Raw genomic sequence first — 15,401 nt, forward strand, 5'->3', positions numbered from 1 at the left:
GCAGCCCCACTCTGTCACTGTGAGTACCCGTTGCATGAACTACCTCTTCCCCCTCATCGCCATCCTCATCTGGGCCGGCAACACCGTGGTCACCAAGATGTCCGCCGGGGCCATCTTCCCCGCCGAGATCGGCTTCTACCGCTGGCTGCTGGCCGGCCTGCTGTTCACCCCCTTCCTGCTGCCCCAGGTATGGCGCAACCGCGCGGCGATCCGCCCGCACCTGGGCAAGGTCTTCGTGCTGGGTGTGCTGGGCATGGCCATCTACCAGAGCCTGGCGTACTTCGCCGCCAGCATCACCAGCGCCACCAACATGGGCATCATCCTCTCGCTGATGCCATTGATGTCGCTGGCCCTTTCAATCGCCTGGCTCGGCCAGCGCCTGAGCTACGGCGCGCTGCTGGGTGCAGTGGTGTCGTTCTTCGGCGTGCTGGAGGTGGTCTCGGCCGGGCAACCCGGCGTGCTGCTGCATCAAGGGCTGAACAGCGGCGACCTGATGATGCTGGTTGCCACCTTCGCCTATGCGCTGTACAGCTTCCTGCTGAAGAAATGGCAGCTGCGCCTGCCGCCGCTGCAGCTACTGTACCTGCAAGTGCTGGTGGCGATCCTGGTGCTGCTGCCGCTGTTCCTGCTGTCGCCGAAGACCGGGCTGAACGGCCACAACATTGGCCTGGTGCTGTATGCCGGCCTACTGGCCTCGATGGTTGCGCCGCGGGTGTGGATGCAGGCCGTGCACCGCCTGGGCCCTAGCCGCACCACGCTGTTCTTCAACCTGCTGCCGGTGGTGACGGCGGTGATCGCGGCGGCGGTGCTGGACGAGCAGTTGGCCAGTTATCACCTGGTCGGCGGCTTGCTGACGTTGGTCGGTGTGCTGCTGGCCGAGCGCTGGACAACACCGGTACGGCGTTGACCGATGGGAGCGCTACGCGCTCCTTTCGCGGCTAAAGCCGCTCCTACAGGCGAACGCAATCCCCTGTAGGAGCGGCTTTAGCCGCGAAAGGGCTGCAAAGCAGCCCCAGGTTCGTCACAACCCGGCAGCCTTGAGGCGGGCGGCATGCTCGGTGAACAGCCGCACCGGCTCGGCACCCTTGCCGACCGCGCCTAATGACTGGTTGACGATATCCAGGTGATCGAGCGGATAGTCGTCGCCAATCACCTGGCCCAAGTGCGAACTGAAACGCCCGACCATGCCATCGCACTGCCCCTTCTCCCTGACAAAGCTGCGGGCGAACAGGCGGCAGAAGTAGTTGCTGCCGTCGAAGCGGTTCAGGCCCTGGTCAGTGCGCCCAGGCTGCAAGGTGCCTGACCATGAGTAGTAGCGTACGCCGTTCACTTCGCCCGCACCCTCGCCACCCCAGACCTCCGGCAGCCCCTGTGGATAAGCCTGGTTGAACAGCGCCACCCCGGCGCAGGTCAACGACTGATGAAAGGCATGCACGTCGATCGGCAGCGGCTCGCGGCGCCAGCCAGTCTCCAGCCAGCCCAGCAACACGGCAACGCCATGCAGCACCGCCTTGAGGATGCGCCCCTGGGGTGAGTCGCCCGGCGCCGTGCGTTCGAGGTGGTCGGCCAGCTCCGAGCCATGATTGGGGCCGGCCACCGAGGTCACCGAAGCCACCCGGTCGGGCCGCTTCGCGGCCGCATAGCGCGCGCTCAGCGCCCCTTGGCTATGGCCGATCAGGTTGACCTTATCGGCTCCCGTGCGCTGGCAGATCTCCTCGATGATGCCCAGCAGCTGCTCGCCCCGCACTTCGCTGGAATGCAGCGGCGACACCTGCACTGGAAACACCTGCGCGCCGCCCCGGCGCAACGCAGGAACGATGCCGAACCAGTAGGGATACGGCAACGCACGCACAAAGCCGAGCATGCCCGGTACCAGCACCAGTGGATAACGCGTGGCCAGTTCCTGACTCATCACCCTTGCCCTCATCCGTGAACAGACCGGCCCACCCTACAGCGCGATCGAAGACAAGCGCAATCGAACTCCCGGCGCGCCGCGCGGTTCCAAGCAGAACAGACCCCTGAGCAAGGAGCGGGACCATGCACAAGCGAACCCTGGCCATCCTTCTGGCAAGCGCGACCCTCGCCGCCTGCGGCAGCCGCCCGGAGAACCCGGTGGACTACGTCACCTACCGCGACGAGCCGCTGGTCAAGCAGGTCGAACACGGCATGACCATGCAGAAGGTCATCGCCATCGGCGGCAGCCCGTCGAATGTGATCGACCTGCCCCACGGCGGCACCTGCAACGACTACATCCTCAACCGCGATGGCCACCAGCAGCCCTACTACGTGCGCTTCGACGCCACCGGCCATGTCGACGCCAAGGGTTTCAAGACCTGCAAGCAGCGCCAGAAAGACAGCGACGCCGTGCCCGGCGCCTGACCCCACCCGATGCCTACGGAGATCAACATGAGCGTTGAACTGACCGATGTGAAGACCCTGCGCGCCCGCGCCCGCAAGCATGTCGAGCAAGGAGCGGTGACCGAGGGTTACCACGCCGACCGCGAGAAAATCCTGCGCCTGCTCAACGAGTCGCTGGCCACCGAGCTGGTCTGCACCCTGCGCTACAAGCGCCACTACTTCATGGCCAGCGGCATCAAGGCCAGCGTTGCCGCCGAGGAGTTCCTCGAGCATGCCAACCAGGAAAGCGAGCATGCCGACCGGCTGGCCGAACGCATCGTGCAATTGGGCGGCGAGCCGGACTTCAACCCGGACAACCTGAGCAAGCATTCGCACGCCCAATACGTGGCGGGCGACTCGCTGAAGGAAATGGTGCTGGAAGACCTGGTGGCCGAGCGGATCGCCATCGACAGCTACCGCGAGATCATCCAGTACATCGGTGACAAGGACCCGACCACCCGGCGCATCTTCGAGGATATCCTGGCCCAGGAAGAGGAGCACGCGGACGATATGTCCGATCTGTTGAAAGGGTTGTGATTGCCGGCACGATCCTTACGATCCTTGTAGGAGCGGCTTTAGCCGCGAACACCGGCATAGCCGGTGCCAATCACCGCGTCGCCTGCTTCGCGGCTGAAGCCGCTCCTACAATCATTTCTTCACCGCCGCCGGTGCCTTGCCGGTCTTCATCTGCTGCAACAACGGCGTGCACTGGTTAGGAGCATCGCCACTGCTCGGCGCAATCAATGCCAGCAACCCGGCCGCCGGCCCGACCACCACGCCAAGCGCCACCATCCCCGCCCCGCGCAATGCCAGCGGCACCGCCTGCACACCGGCGCTGGGCTTGGCGAACGGCCCACGCACGTACAACGGCGAGCGCAGCGAGAACAGGCGCAGGCCCTTGGATTCGGGAGTGATCTTCAGGTCCAGTTGCTCGCTGGCGAAGTTGGCCGTGCCGTTGATGTAGATGATCGCGTTCTCGGTGTCGAAGACAAACAACCGCGTGGTCGCCAAGCCATCCTTGATCCCGACATCGGCTGCGGCGCAATTGATCTTCACATCCTCATCGCCGAACAACTTGCCGACCACATAGTTGCCCACGTTGAGCCCGGCGATCTCCATCAGGCCACGGCTGATGGCGCCATCGTTCATCAACAGGCGCAGGTCGCCGTTGGCGGTGCCCAGCAAGGCCGCCACCGAGTTGCCGCGGCCACTGATGTCGGCATCGCCATTGAGCTCACCAAAGCTGGTCTGCATCGGCGCGAAGCCGGGGAACATCTGCTTTAGCTTGAAGCCGCGCGCGGTCAACCGGGCACGGCCCTGCAACGGTGCGCCACGGCCGTCCAGGCGGATGTTGGAATCAAGGTTGCCACCGGCCACGCCGAAGCGCAGCGGCTCCAGGCGCAGCAGGCCGTCATCGAGGATCACGTGGGCGGAGAGGTCCTTGAACGGCAGCTTCTCGCTGTGGACGATGCGCTTGCCGGCAAAGCTGACGTCGGCATCCATGGCCCGCCAACGCTCGGTACGGAATTCTTCCACCGGCAGCACCTTGCCCGCCGGCTGCTTGCTGGCGCCACCGCGCGCCTTCTGCGCGCTGTTGGAGTCGGCACCGATCAGCGGCGCCAGGTCCTTGAACAGCAACTGGTTCGAGACCAGCTTGCCCGCCAGCTTCGGCCGCGGCTGGCTGGCGACGAAGGCCAGGTCGCCATGGATGTCGCTGTCGCCGATCTTGCCGTTGAAGCCCTCGTAGCGAAACTGCGCGCCTGCGGGATCGTGCAGGTTGGCGGTCAGGTGGCCATCGGTGGAATAGACCGGGGTGTCCGGCAGGGTCACACCGGTCAGCGGGTAGAGATTGCCCAGGCTGCTGCCGGAGAGCGCCAGGCGCAGGTCCAGGGCGCCCAGGTTACGGGGATCGGTCAGGGTGCCCGCCAGGACCACGCGGGTATCGCCGATGCGTGCGTCGGCCTGCAGCGGGAAGGGCTGGCTGGCGTCCTGCAGCGCCAGCAACCCGCCGATCTTGCCGGTTGCGGCCACCGCCTTGCCCTTGTAGCGACCCTGGGCCTTGAAGCCAAAGGCATAGTCCTGGGCCTTGCCGACCTGCTCGGCGCGCTCCTTGCCGACGATTTCGCTGAACGGGATCGGCTTGCCCAGCGGGTCGACCTGCACCTTCATGCTGGTCTTCAGGGTCTGGTCATCGAAGCTGACATTGCCCTGGTCGAAGCCGATGGCGCCGATGTCCAGCTCCCATTTCGAGGGCGGGGCGTTCTCATCCTTGGGCCCGAAGTCGAAGACCCAGTTGGCGCGGCCATCGGCCAGGCGCGCAAGGCTGGCGCTGGGCTTGACCAGGTCGATGCGCGGGATGCTGATGCGCTGGACGATCAGCGGCAGTGGCGACAGGCGGAACTCCACGCGCTCCAGCCCGACCATTCGCGGTTCCTTGAGCCAGTCGGGGTTGCCGAGCGTCAGGTCTTCGGCGGTGAAATGCGGCCAGGGCACGAAGGCCCGCCAGCCGCCCTCCTCAGGCTCGGTACGCCAGTTCACGGCGAGGTTGCCATTGATCGCGAAGGGGCGATGCAGGGCTTCGGAAACCTTCTCGTTGAGCAGTGGCTTGACCCGGTTCCAGTCGAAGGTGGCGATCACCACCACCAGGATCGCCAGCAGGGTGGCCAGGGTGGCGAGGGTCCAGAGGAGGATTCTGGCAGGGCGCGTCATGCAGGGTTCTCCTGACTGCAGGGCTCGAAGCGGGTGTCGCAATGGCACCTAGTATGTCGGACTGATGAAAAACCGTCGGGTTTGATCCGGACGGCCATGATAGCGAAGTTTTTTCTGACGCTTTTCTCAGCTTTTGGTCGACGAGCGGCCACTGTGTTACCAGGCCGAAGGCTCGCACGCAGATTGATCGAGCAGCCACAAGTACTGCCCTAGAGCCATTGCAACTCAGTATCAATCCCGTCGATTGTCACCATTATCCCGATGAACTTCTCTCTGGCGTTACCGGGCGTAGCATTGGCTCCGTACCCACTTTCCCAGCCCCCCAGAGGAGCACCGAAATCATGAAACGCCATCTGCTGCTGAGCCTGACCCTGTCCGTCCTTGCCGCCAACGCCTTCGCCCTGCCGGCCGAAGACCAGCACCTTAGCGCCGAATCGCGTTCCAGTGCCGCGACCGTCGCCCAACCGCTGAACACCCTGGCCGAAGGCGGCGCCGAACGCCTGCAAGAACGTGCCGGACGCTTGGCCGAGGGAGGGGCTGACCGCCTGATCGAACGTACTGGTCGCGTCGCCGAAGGTGGCTCGGATCGCCTGATCGAACGCACCGGTCGCGTCGCCGAAGGTGGCTCGGATCGCCTGATCGAACGCACTGGCCGCGTCGCCGAAGGTGGCTCGGATCGCCTGATCGAACGCACTGGCCGCGTCGCTGAAGGTGGCTCGGATCGCCTGATCGAACGCACTGGCCGCGTCGCCGAAGGTGGCTCGGATCGCCTCAACGAACGCAACAACCGTGTAGCCGAAGGTGGCTCGGATCGTCTGGTCGAACTCAGCCGTGTGAGCTGATCGCCATGGCCGAGAACAACAACCCGCCCCACTGCGCCTGCTCCCCTCCAAGCCCGGTCCATTGACCGGGCTTTGTTTTTTTATCCAGAATGCCCAGCCGTACCGTCAAAGAATCCTGCCCCATGCTGCCGCGCGCCGAACAGAAGCTACAGACCCGCCAGGCCCTGCTGGATGCCGCCTGCCTGCTCATGGAGAGCGGCCGTGGCTTCGGCAGCATCAGCCTGCGCGAGGTGGCCAAGGCCGCCGGCATCGTGCCCACCGGTTTCTACCGCCACTTCCCCGACATGGACGCCCTGGGCCTGGCCCTGGTCGCCGAGGTCGATACCACCTTCCGCCAGACCATCCGCCTGGTGCGGCACAACGAGTTCGAGCTCGGTGGCATCACCGACGCCTCGGTGCGCATCTTCCTCGACGTGGTGATCGCCCATCGCGCACAGTTCCTGTTCCTCGCCCGCGAGCAGTACGGTGGCTCGCAGCCAGTGCGCCAGGCCATCGCCCGCCTGCGCCAGGACATCAGCAGCGACTTGGCCACCGACCTTGCGCGCATGCCGCGCTGGCAGCACCTGGACGGCGCGGCGCTGGCGGTGATGGCCGACCTGGTGGTCAAGACCGTGTTCGCCACCCTGCCCGAGCTGATCGACAGCCCCGAGCCGGGTTATCCACAGGCGCTGTCACCCCAGGAAAAAATCACCCAGCAGCTGCGCTTCATCTTCGTGGGTGCTCGGCATTGGCAGGGTCTGGGAAATCCAGGCTAGCCACACCGGCCTCTTCGCGGGCAAGCCCGCTCCCGCAGGGTCCCGCCGCCCCCGTGGGAGCCGGCTTTGCCAGCGAATGGGCCAGTGCATTCAGCACAAGACAGTAGCCCCCACAGACAGGGCAGTGCCTGGGGAACCCGGGTCTGCCAGATGACCGCGCCTCCTGTGGGAGCGGGTTTACCCGCGAAAGGGCCGGCACGAACAACCCACAACCTCACTTCTGCTACCATGGCGCCCTGCCCGACCGTCACGAGCGCCACCATGTCCGACCCCCGCCCTGCACTGACCCGTTTCCACCAGCACTTCGCCGAACGCATCGTGCCGCTGTGGCAGGGCCCTGGCTGGAACGCCGACATGGCCCTGCCCTACGAAGCCCTCGACGCCCAGCACCGGCCACTGCCCGTGCAGCGCTACCGGGCCATGGCCTGCGCCCGCCAGCTCTACCTCTTCAGCAGCCGCATCGAGCAGCCCGGCGCGGCCGAGCGCGCAGCGGCGCTGTTCCGCTCGCTGCAACGGCACTTCCACGACGCCGAGCACGGCGGCTGGTTCTACAGCATCGATGCCGAAGGCAAGCCGCTGGATCGGCGCAAGGACCTCTACACCCACGCCTTCATCGTCTTCGCCTGCGCCCATTACTGGGGCAAGGTGCGCGAAGGTCTGGTGGAGTCGGCCCTGAACGCGGCATTGGAAATCGTTGCCGAGCAGTTCGCCCGCGATGATGGCCTGTATGAAGCCAGCCTGGGTGAAGACTGGTCGGACCTGGGCAGCGGCCCGCTACAGAACCCGCAGATGCACCTGGCCGAAGCCTTCCTCCAGGTACTGGCCGTGCGCGAGGACGACGAGGTTCGCCAGTCGCTGCTGCAGTTGTGCGACGCACTGCAGGCTCAGTTCATCGAACCGAGCCACGGCTTGATGCTGGAGAAGCCACGCGGCGCTGTGGATAACTGGTTCGAGCCAGGCCACCAGTTCGAATGGTTCTACCTGCTGGACACCTCGCCGCTGCTGCGCGGGACGGCGCTGCACGCCTCCATCACCCGCGCCTTCGCCTACGCCGAGCAGTGCGGTGTGAAGGATACGGCGGTGCTGGCGATGCTCGATGTGGACGGCAAGGTCATCGATGCCACCCAACGGATCTGGGCCCAGGCCGAGTACCTGCGGGCACTGGCCTTGCGGCCAGGCAGCGAGGCGAGGTTGCTGGCGCAGCTGCAGGCGCTGGCGTCACGATTCCTGCATGACGGTGGCTGGCATGAGTGCCGTGATGGTGACGGTGCGGTGAGCCGGCATGATATGCCTTCGACCACCCCTTATCATTTGGCTACTTGCCTCGAAGAGATGGCACGTTACGCCTAAGGGTACGCTTTCCTGCTGCATCTGAAACGCTCTGCCTCCTACCCTCGACATTCCTTCATGTGCCGGGTTCAAACCAGTGAACAAGCAGACTTTTGCAGCGTATCTCCAGCAGGAAATCAACAAAGCAGCGCAAGACATCGTCAACCGATCCGACAATGTCGATTACTTCGCTCATGGCAAGCTGAGTTATCTGCTCAGTCTCCGCCGTATTACCAGTGGCAACGCAGTGCGTGAGGATTTCGGTCGGCATGACGGAATCAATGACGTCCTGCAACTGCTTGAGATCATCCCGCAAGATCGTACCTACCTCTCTTACATACCGAAGTGATCTCAGCACCATGGGCGAACCGGTAATCATCGGTTCGCCCATGTCTATTCCTTGTATTACTCGGTCGACCGGTGGATCGAGAACCCAGCCCAGTCCTGGCTCACCGGCATCAGCTCGAGGCTGTTGATGTTGATGTGCGCCGGCTGGTTGAGGATCCAGAAGATGGTCTCGGCGATGTCCTGCGGCTGGATCGGGTCAGCCCCGGCGTAGGTGGCATCGTACTTCGCCTGGTCACCACCAAAGCGTACCAGCGAGAACTCGCTCTCGCACAACCCCGGCTCGATATTGCTCACCCGCACACCGGTACCGCGCAGATCGCAGCGCAGGCTCAACGAGAACTGCCCGACGAAGGCCTTGGTGCCGCCATATACGTTGGCGCCCGGGTACGGATAGTTGCCCGCCACCGAACCGACGTTGAGAATCGACGCCCCACGCCCGTGGGCGATCAGCCGTGGCAGCAGCAGGCGGGTGGTGTACATCAGGCCCTTGATGTTGGTGTCGACCATGGTTTCCCAGTCGTCCAGGCTGCAGTTCTGCGCGGCATCCACACCCAGCGCCAGGCCCGCGTTGTTGACCAGGCCCTGGAGCTTGTCGAAGCTCGGCGGCAGGCTGGCGATGGCCGCCTCCATCGCCCGGCGATCCCGTACATCGACCACCAGGCCATGCACCTCGGTCTTAGCCGACAGTTCGGCGCACAGCGCGTCCAGGCGCTCCTGGCGACGGCCGGTCAGCACCAGCTTCCAGCCGGCATCGGCGAAACGGCGGGCGGTGGCCTCACCGAAACCGGAAGTCGCGCCAGTGATGAATACGGTGGACGTCATGCTCTTCTCCTTGGGGTGTGATCGGCAGGTTTTGCAGCATGCCCGGCGCAAGCGTTGTCGACAACCGTTTCAGCAGCTGGTCAAAAAACGAACAACACCGTGAAAGGCCTGTAATAGCGGGCTTCCGTCAGGCTATGCGCATCTTATCCACAAGGCTTTCCCCACAGATTGGGGGCAACTCGTCGGACGAAGGGAACCAAATGGATGGAAAAGGTCCTGTGGACATCTCCCTATGATGGCGCAACGCTTTCAATTCTGCCGTCTACAGCAGTCTGTCCAAGGGTTTTTCACAGAGTTATCCACAGAAATGCATGGCGCTTGCCTTCCGCTTCGGACGAGCAGAAAAGTGCAATGAAATCATGCACAACCTTGATTTGATCAAAAAACAGACAAGCATTTGCAGGCCACGAAAATAAAGGGCTTGAGCGAGGTGCCACCATGTTTTCCACAGGCGGTTCCACACAATCCGTGGAAAGTTTTCAGCTTGTGCAAACAAGGGTTTGCGCTGGGATTGTGGAGTGTTTCAAGAAAGATATGCGACAAGTTGTCCACATCCATCAAACGCATCGCGGGGCAAGCCCGCTCCCACGACCTGTGGGAGCGGGCTTGCCCCGCGATGTCTGCACAATGTGATTCAGTGCCCGCCCAGATAGGCGTTACGCACCTCCTCATTGACCAACAACTCCTGCCCCGTCCCGGTCATGCGAATCTGCCCGTTGACCATCACGTACGCCCGGTCCGACAGCTTCAGCGCATGGTTGGCGTTCTGCTCCACCAGGAAGATGGTCATCCCCGTCTGCGCAAGCTCGCGCAGCGTGGCGAAGATCTGCTTGACCACGATAGGCGCCAACCCCAGCGACGGTTCATCGAGCAACAGCAGCTTGGGCCGGCTCATCAGCGCCCGGGCGATGGCGAGCATCTGCTGCTCGCCCCCGGACATGGTCATGGCGCGCTGGTTGCGCCGCTCCTTAAGGCGCGGGAACAGTTCGTACATGCGCTGCATGTCTTCGGCGGCATGCTGGTCGCCGATGGGGATGGTGCCCATCATCAGGTTCTCCTCGACGGTCATGTCGGGGAATACCCGGCGCCCTTCCGGCGACTGGGCGATACCGTTGGAGGCAATGTAGTGCGACGACTTGCGGGTGATGTCGGTGCCGCGATAGATGATATGCCCCGACGCCGCCCGCGGCTGGCCGAAGATCGACATCAGCAGCGTGGACTTGCCCGCGCCGTTGGCGCCGATCAGGCTCACCGTCTCGCCTTCGTTGATGTGCATCGAGACTTTCTTCAGGGCCTGGATCGGCCCGTAGAACACGTCCAGGTCCTTCAGTTCGAGAATGGGTGCACTCATACCAGCTCCTCTTCGTCGGCACCCAGGTAGGCGGCGATCACCGTCGGGTTGTGGCGGATGTCCTGCGGCGCGCCTTCGGCGATCACGTTGCCGTGGTCGAGCACGACGATGTGGTCGGAAATGCTCATGACCATGCCCATGTCGTGCTCGATCAGCACCACGGTGATGTCATGCTCGTCGCGCAGCACGCGGATCATGCGGCTCAGGGCCTCGGTTTCCTGCGGGTTGAGGCCCGCGGCCGGCTCGTCCAGGCAGATGATCTTCGGCCGCGTGCACATGGCCCGGGCGATTTCCAGGCGGCGCTGCTGGCCATACGAAAGCTCACCGGCCAGGCGGTTGGCGCAGTCGACCAGGTCGACCACCTCCAGCCAGTAGAAGGCATGATCCAGCGCGTCGCTCTCGGCCTGGCGATAGGCTTTGGTGTTGAGCACCCCGGCCAGCAGGTTGCGGTTGACCCACATGTGCTGGGCCACCAGCAGGTTCTCCACCACGGACATTTCCCTGAACAGGCGAATGTTCTGGAACGTCCGCGCCAGCCCGGCGCGGTTGACCAGGTGGGTGCCGCCGAACATCTTGTAGTACATGCGGTTGGCAAAGCGCGCAGGCGAGACGAAGTCGGCCGGTTGGAAGCGCTCGCCCAGCAGTTGGATGACGTTGGTGCTGCTGCCGCGCACGTTCAGCTCGATGCGCCCGCCGCTGGCTTTGTAGAAGCCGGTCAGGCAGTTGAACACGGTGGTCTTGCCGGCGCCGTTGGGGCCGATCAGAGCGAAGATCTGGTTGCGCTTCACTTTCAGGCTGACATCGCTAAGCGCCTTGATCCCACCGAACTGCATCATCAGGTTGTCGACCGACAGAATGATATCGTCGCTCATGGCGCCACTCCTTTACGCGGGACCACGCCGGTACGGCTGATACGGATCAGCCCGCGCGGTCGCCAGATCATCATCAGCACCATCAGCACACCAAACAGCAGCACCCGGTACTCGGAGAAGCTGCGCAGCAGCTCCGGCGCCACGGTCAGCACGAAGGCCGCGATCACCACGCCCACGGTCGAGCCCATGCCGCCCAGCACGACGATAGCCAGGATCAGCGCCGACTCGAAGAAGGTGAACGACGACGGGTTGACGAAACCCTGGTAAGACGCGAAGAACACGCCCGCCAGGCCGGCAGTGGATGCACCAAGGGTGAACGCCGAGAGCTTGACCAGCACATGGTTCAGGCCCATGGAGCGGCAGGCGATCTCGTCTTCACGCAGTGCTTCCCAGGCGCGGCCCACTGGCATGCGGGTCAGCCGGTGCTTGATGTACAACACCGCCAGCACCACCAGGAACAGCACGACATAGATGAACACGAACTTGAGGTTGGCGTTGTACTCGAAGCCGAAGAACTCGTGGATCGGCACGCCACCGTCTTTGGCCCGGCGGCCGAACTCCAGGCCCATGAAGGTCGGCGACGGCACCGGCATGCCATTCGGGCCACCGGTGAACGACAACCAGTTGTTCAGCACCAGGCGAATGATCTCACCGAAGCCCAGGGTGACGATGGCCAGGTAGTCGCCGTGCATTCGCAATACCGGGAAACCGAGGATGCACCCCGCCAGCGCCGCAGCAATCGCCGCCAGCGGCAGCACGCTCCAGAAACCCAGGCCGAGATACTGGTAGCCCAGCGCCAGGCCGTAGGCGCCGATGGCGTAGAAGGCCACGTAGCCCAGGTCGAGCAGGCCGGCCAGACCGACCACGATATTCAGCCCCAAGCCCAACAACACGTAGATCAACCCGAGGATGACCACCGTCAGCAAGTACTTGTTGGCGAACACCGGGAACACGATGGCGATCACGATCAGCGCCGGGATGATGTAGCGCAACCGCGACTTGTAGTCCGGCGCCAGCACATGCACGCCCGAGCCACCGCTGTCGAAGCCCTGCAGCATGCGCAGGCCGGTGCCGGTCTGCAGGAACAGGCTGAGCAGGAAGCGCCCGACCATCACCCCGCCGACCAGCCAGGCGACACGGGCGGGCTCGGCGTTGAAGCTGTAGCCGTCGAGCACCACGCCGACGACCGGGCCAAACACGATAAGGGCCAGCAAGCCGGCGACGATGGTCTCCAGCAGGCTGCGTTTGAGGTCGAAACCCTTGGTTTCGGGTACAGAGGCAGTTTTGGCAGAGGACATGTTCACACCTTAGCCACGAGCGGGCGACCCAGCAGGCCTTGCGGACGGAAGATAAGGATCATCACCAGCAGCGAGAAGCTGAACACATCCTTGTAGTCGGAGTTGATCAAACCGGAGAACAGCGATTCGGAGATGCCCAGGATGATCCCGCCGAGCATCGCGCCCGGCAGCGAGCCGATCCCCCCGAGCACCGCGGCGGTGAACGCCTTGATGCCGATGATGAAGCCGGCGTAGAAGTCAAAGGTGCCGTAGTTCATGGTGATCAGCACGCCGGCCAGCGCCGCCATCACCGCGCCGATGACGAACACGTAGGAGATCACCCGGTCGGTGTTGATCCCCAGGATCGAGGCCATCTTGCGGTCCTGTTGCGTGGCGCGGCACATGCGGCCGAGCTTGGTGTACTTGATCACGTAGGTGAGCAGGCCCATGCCGACGAACGCGGCCACCAGGATGAAGATCTTGGTGTAGGTGAGTTGCACGAAACCACTGCCCACCTCGACGCGCCAGGCGCCTTCGAGCAGGGTCGGTACACCTTGCTGGCGCGCGCCCTGGCTGATCTGCGCATAGTTCTGCAGGATCAGCGAGATACCAATGGCACTGATCAGCGGCGCCAGGCGGGTGGAGTTGCGCAGGGGCTTGTAGGCGATGCGCTCGATGGTGAAGCCATAGACGCCGGTGACGACCACGGTGAACAACAGCGTGCCCAGCATCAGCAGGGGGAAGGACTCGACGCCGAAGTAAGCCAGCAATGCCAGGCTGATCGCCGCGAGGTACGCGGAGATCATGTACACCTCGCCGTGCGCGAAGTTGATCATGCCGATGATGCCATAGACCATTGTGTAGCCGATGGCGATCAGGCCATAGACCGACCCGAGGGTCAGGCCGTTGACCAGTTGCTGCAGGAAAATACCATCCATAACGCAATCTCACCTGATTGAGATTGCACGAGCGCCGACCACGGCAGGCCACGGATGAAGCGGCCCTCGCAGCGCAGAACTGTGCAGATCTACGGATAAAGACGGGTACCGCGGGGCAGCGGCCCGGGCGCACAGGCGCCCAGGCCGGATGCCGTTGTTATTTTTGTTTTTCCAGCTGGTGGTACTTGCCGTCCTTGTCCCACTGGTAGACCACATAGTCCGATACCGTCAGGTCACCCTTGCTGTCCCACTTCTTCTCGCCCATGACGGTCTTGACCGGGTTGGCCTTGAGCCACTTGGCGGCGTCCTCGCCCTTGTTCGACTTGGCGCCGTTGAACGCGGCGGCCAGGGCCTGTACCGAGGCGTAGGCGTACAGGGTGTAGCCTTCGGGCTCGGTACCGGACTTGCGGAACTCTTCCACCACCGCCTTGCTGTCAGGCAGCAGGCGCGGGTCGGCACCGAAGGTCATGTACACGCCGTCGACGTACTGGGCGCCGCCCGCAGTGGCTACCAGTTCGTCGGTGACGATGCCGTCGTCGGACATGAACTTGACGTCCTTCAGGCCCTGCTCGCGCAGCTGGCGCACCAGCGGGCCGGCTTCCGGGTGCAGGCCGCCAAAGTAGACGACGTCGGCACCGGCGGCGCGGATCTTGGTGACCACGGCGCTGAAGTCCTTCTCGCCACGGGTCAGGCCTTCGTACAGCACCGGCGTGACACCGCGTTTGGTCAGCTGCGCCTTGGTCGCATCGGCCAGGCCCTGGCCGTAGGTGTCCTTGTCGTGCAGCACCGCCACTTTCTTGCCCTTGAGCACGTCGACGATGTAGTCGCCGGCGACGATGCCCTGCTGGTCGTCGCGGCCGCACATGCGGAACATCGCGCCCAGACCGCGCTCGGTGACCTGCGGGTTGGTCGAGCCCGGGGTGATGGCGATCACGCCGGCTTCGTCGTACACCTCGGAGGCGGGGATGGTGTTGGAGGAGCAGAAGTGACCGACCACGCCGATGACCTTGTCCTGGTCGACCAGGCGGTTGGCCACGGCCACGGCCTGCTTGGGTTCACAGGCGTCATCGCCCTTGACCAGAATGATCTTCTCGCCGTTCACCCCTCCGGCGGCGTTGATCTTGTCGGCTGCCGCCTGGGCACCTTTCATGTACTGCTCGCCAAACGCTGCGTTGGCCCCGGTCATGGGGCCCGCGACGCCGATCTTGACGTCGGCCTGAACATACGAAGAAACACCCAGTGCCGTGGCCACGGCCAGTGCCAGGAAACCTTTCTTGTAAAACGTCTGCGACATGAGGTGGTGCTCCTAGAGTATTTTTTTGGTTGGCACTACAACTTCTCAGCCCTGTGCTCCGAGCAAGGGCCGTGCCAGTGGTTTTGTCTTCCGGGAAAACACGCGAAGGGGTGTTGTGACAGGCGACCGACGGCCTTTTCTTTATTGAGCGTGCAACCGTCTACCTCGTAGCAAGCGCTACCGACACGCCTAGACAAGGAGCAACCTGCGAGCGCCATCATTGCAACCCTTGCGAGTGTTAACGTGCAACCGACCTGTAACAGCGGACGTCACCGAAGTGCACACCGCTGGTGCGCGACTGCTACAGGGGGCACCGTTTAAAGGCTAGCCGGTGCACGGAAAAACACCTGCTTTGGCCAGGCCATCCTCTTCGCGGGCAAGCCCGCCCCCACAGGAGCGCAGCCAGCCTGTAGGAGCGGGTTTACCCGCGAAGACGCCAGCACAGGCGCAACAACACCTCAAAGGCT

The 15,401-nt window shown here is 63.7% G+C and carries 15 protein-coding genes; 6 read left to right on the forward strand and 9 right to left on the reverse strand.

What is annotated here, in order from left to right:
- Positions 1–34 precede the first annotated feature (34 nt).
- Complete coding sequence (locus tag JYG34_RS23130) at positions 35–907, forward strand: DMT family transporter (RefSeq protein WP_213658501.1); 873 nt, start codon at positions 35–37, stop codon at positions 905–907.
- Positions 908–1,021: 114 nt separating this feature from the next.
- Here JYG34_RS23130 and JYG34_RS23135 read toward each other — a convergent pair whose 3' ends face one another.
- Entirely contained in the window at positions 1,022–1,912 is an 891-nt protein-coding gene (locus JYG34_RS23135) for an esterase/lipase family protein (protein ID WP_213658502.1), read from the reverse strand.
- A gap of 125 nt (positions 1,913–2,037) precedes the next feature.
- Here JYG34_RS23135 and osmE point away from each other — a divergent pair, with 125 nt between their 5' ends.
- Positions 2,038–2,379, forward strand: a complete 342-nt coding sequence (gene osmE / locus JYG34_RS23140; RefSeq protein ID WP_213658503.1) for an osmotically-inducible lipoprotein OsmE — start codon at positions 2,038–2,040, stop codon at positions 2,377–2,379.
- Positions 2,380–2,406: 27 nt separating this feature from the next.
- Positions 2,407–2,934, forward strand: a complete 528-nt coding sequence (locus JYG34_RS23145) for a ferritin-like domain-containing protein (RefSeq protein ID WP_213658504.1) — start codon at positions 2,407–2,409, stop codon at positions 2,932–2,934.
- Between the two features lie 111 nt (positions 2,935–3,045).
- Here JYG34_RS23145 and JYG34_RS23150 read toward each other — a convergent pair whose 3' ends face one another.
- A complete protein-coding gene (locus JYG34_RS23150) occupies positions 3,046–5,106 on the reverse strand; it encodes an AsmA family protein (RefSeq protein ID WP_213658505.1) in 2,061 nt (686 codons plus the stop codon).
- Positions 5,107–5,447: 341 nt separating this feature from the next.
- Here JYG34_RS23150 and JYG34_RS23155 point away from each other — a divergent pair, with 341 nt between their 5' ends.
- The 3 genes from JYG34_RS23155 to JYG34_RS23165 all read left to right on the forward strand — a co-directional run bounded on the left by JYG34_RS23155 (position 5,448) and on the right by JYG34_RS23165 (position 8,053).
- Positions 5,448–5,948 carry a phage infection protein gene (locus JYG34_RS23155; RefSeq protein WP_213658506.1) on the forward strand — a complete coding sequence of 167 codons (501 nt, stop codon included), beginning with the start codon at positions 5,448–5,450 and terminating at the stop codon, positions 5,946–5,948.
- Between the two features lie 122 nt (positions 5,949–6,070).
- A complete protein-coding gene (locus tag JYG34_RS23160; protein WP_213658507.1) occupies positions 6,071–6,703 on the forward strand; it encodes a TetR family transcriptional regulator in 633 nt (210 codons plus the stop codon).
- A 261-nt stretch (positions 6,704–6,964) separates the two neighbouring features.
- Complete coding sequence (locus JYG34_RS23165) at positions 6,965–8,053, forward strand: AGE family epimerase/isomerase (protein WP_213658508.1); 1,089 nt, start codon at positions 6,965–6,967, stop codon at positions 8,051–8,053.
- Between the two features lie 55 nt (positions 8,054–8,108).
- Here JYG34_RS23165 and JYG34_RS23170 read toward each other — a convergent pair whose 3' ends face one another.
- From JYG34_RS23170 to JYG34_RS23200, 7 genes are all read right to left on the reverse strand, one after another.
- Positions 8,109–8,423, reverse strand: coding sequence for a hypothetical protein (locus JYG34_RS23170; protein WP_213658509.1), 315 nt, complete (start codon positions 8,421–8,423; stop codon positions 8,109–8,111).
- Positions 8,424–8,437: 14 nt separating this feature from the next.
- Positions 8,438–9,202, reverse strand: coding sequence for an SDR family oxidoreductase (locus JYG34_RS23175; RefSeq protein WP_213658510.1), 765 nt, complete (start codon positions 9,200–9,202; stop codon positions 8,438–8,440).
- Positions 9,203–9,836: 634 nt separating this feature from the next.
- Entirely contained in the window at positions 9,837–10,553 is a 717-nt protein-coding gene (locus JYG34_RS23180; RefSeq protein ID WP_213658511.1) for an ABC transporter ATP-binding protein, read from the reverse strand.
- A complete protein-coding gene (locus JYG34_RS23185; RefSeq protein ID WP_213658512.1) occupies positions 10,550–11,425 on the reverse strand; it encodes an ABC transporter ATP-binding protein in 876 nt (291 codons plus the stop codon). Before JYG34_RS23185 ends, JYG34_RS23180 begins: the two co-directional genes overlap by 4 nt.
- Positions 11,422–12,723 carry a high-affinity branched-chain amino acid ABC transporter permease LivM gene (gene livM, locus JYG34_RS23190; RefSeq protein WP_213658513.1) on the reverse strand — a complete coding sequence of 434 codons (1,302 nt, stop codon included), beginning with the start codon at positions 12,721–12,723 and terminating at the stop codon, positions 11,422–11,424. Before livM ends, JYG34_RS23185 begins: the two co-directional genes overlap by 4 nt.
- Before the next feature lie 2 nt (positions 12,724–12,725).
- Positions 12,726–13,640 carry an ABC transporter permease subunit gene (locus JYG34_RS23195; RefSeq protein WP_044488501.1) on the reverse strand — a complete coding sequence of 305 codons (915 nt, stop codon included), beginning with the start codon at positions 13,638–13,640 and terminating at the stop codon, positions 12,726–12,728.
- A gap of 157 nt (positions 13,641–13,797) precedes the next feature.
- A complete protein-coding gene (locus JYG34_RS23200; protein ID WP_213658514.1) occupies positions 13,798–14,934 on the reverse strand; it encodes a branched-chain amino acid ABC transporter substrate-binding protein in 1,137 nt (378 codons plus the stop codon).
- Positions 14,935–15,401 lie beyond the last annotated feature (467 nt).

The organism is Pseudomonas entomophila (genome assembly GCF_018417595.1).
GTDB lineage: Bacteria > Pseudomonadota > Gammaproteobacteria > Pseudomonadales > Pseudomonadaceae > Aquipseudomonas > Aquipseudomonas entomophila_C.

What these genes read in the sequence shown, in the direction of transcription:
- JYG34_RS23130 (WP_213658501.1), top strand. Translation starts at nt 35, where the DNA reads ATGAACTACCTCTTCCCCCTCATCGCCATCCTCATCTGGGCCGGCAAC.
- JYG34_RS23185 (WP_213658512.1), bottom strand. Translation starts at nt 11,425, where the DNA reads ATGAGCGACGATATCATTCTGTCGGTCGACAACCTGATGATGCAGTTC.
- JYG34_RS23155 (WP_213658506.1), top strand. Translation starts at nt 5,448, where the DNA reads ATGAAACGCCATCTGCTGCTGAGCCTGACCCTGTCCGTCCTTGCCGCC.
- JYG34_RS23145 (WP_213658504.1), top strand. Translation starts at nt 2,407, where the DNA reads ATGAGCGTTGAACTGACCGATGTGAAGACCCTGCGCGCCCGCGCCCGC.
- JYG34_RS23160 (WP_213658507.1), top strand. Translation starts at nt 6,071, where the DNA reads ATGCTGCCGCGCGCCGAACAGAAGCTACAGACCCGCCAGGCCCTGCTG.
- JYG34_RS23135 (WP_213658502.1), bottom strand. Translation starts at nt 1,912, where the DNA reads ATGAGTCAGGAACTGGCCACGCGTTATCCACTGGTGCTGGTACCGGGC.
- JYG34_RS23180 (WP_213658511.1), bottom strand. Translation starts at nt 10,553, where the DNA reads ATGAGTGCACCCATTCTCGAACTGAAGGACCTGGACGTGTTCTACGGG.
- JYG34_RS23195 (WP_044488501.1), bottom strand. Translation starts at nt 13,640, where the DNA reads ATGGATGGTATTTTCCTGCAGCAACTGGTCAACGGCCTGACCCTCGGG.
- livM (WP_213658513.1), bottom strand. Translation starts at nt 12,723, where the DNA reads ATGTCCTCTGCCAAAACTGCCTCTGTACCCGAAACCAAGGGTTTCGAC.
- JYG34_RS23200 (WP_213658514.1), bottom strand. Translation starts at nt 14,934, where the DNA reads ATGTCGCAGACGTTTTACAAGAAAGGTTTCCTGGCACTGGCCGTGGCC.
- JYG34_RS23165 (WP_213658508.1), top strand. Translation starts at nt 6,965, where the DNA reads ATGTCCGACCCCCGCCCTGCACTGACCCGTTTCCACCAGCACTTCGCC.
- JYG34_RS23175 (WP_213658510.1), bottom strand. Translation starts at nt 9,202, where the DNA reads ATGACGTCCACCGTATTCATCACTGGCGCGACTTCCGGTTTCGGTGAG.
- JYG34_RS23150 (WP_213658505.1), bottom strand. Translation starts at nt 5,106, where the DNA reads ATGACGCGCCCTGCCAGAATCCTCCTCTGGACCCTCGCCACCCTGGCC.
- osmE (WP_213658503.1), top strand. Translation starts at nt 2,038, where the DNA reads ATGCACAAGCGAACCCTGGCCATCCTTCTGGCAAGCGCGACCCTCGCC.
- JYG34_RS23170 (WP_213658509.1), bottom strand. Translation starts at nt 8,423, where the DNA reads ATGGGCGAACCGATGATTACCGGTTCGCCCATGGTGCTGAGATCACTT.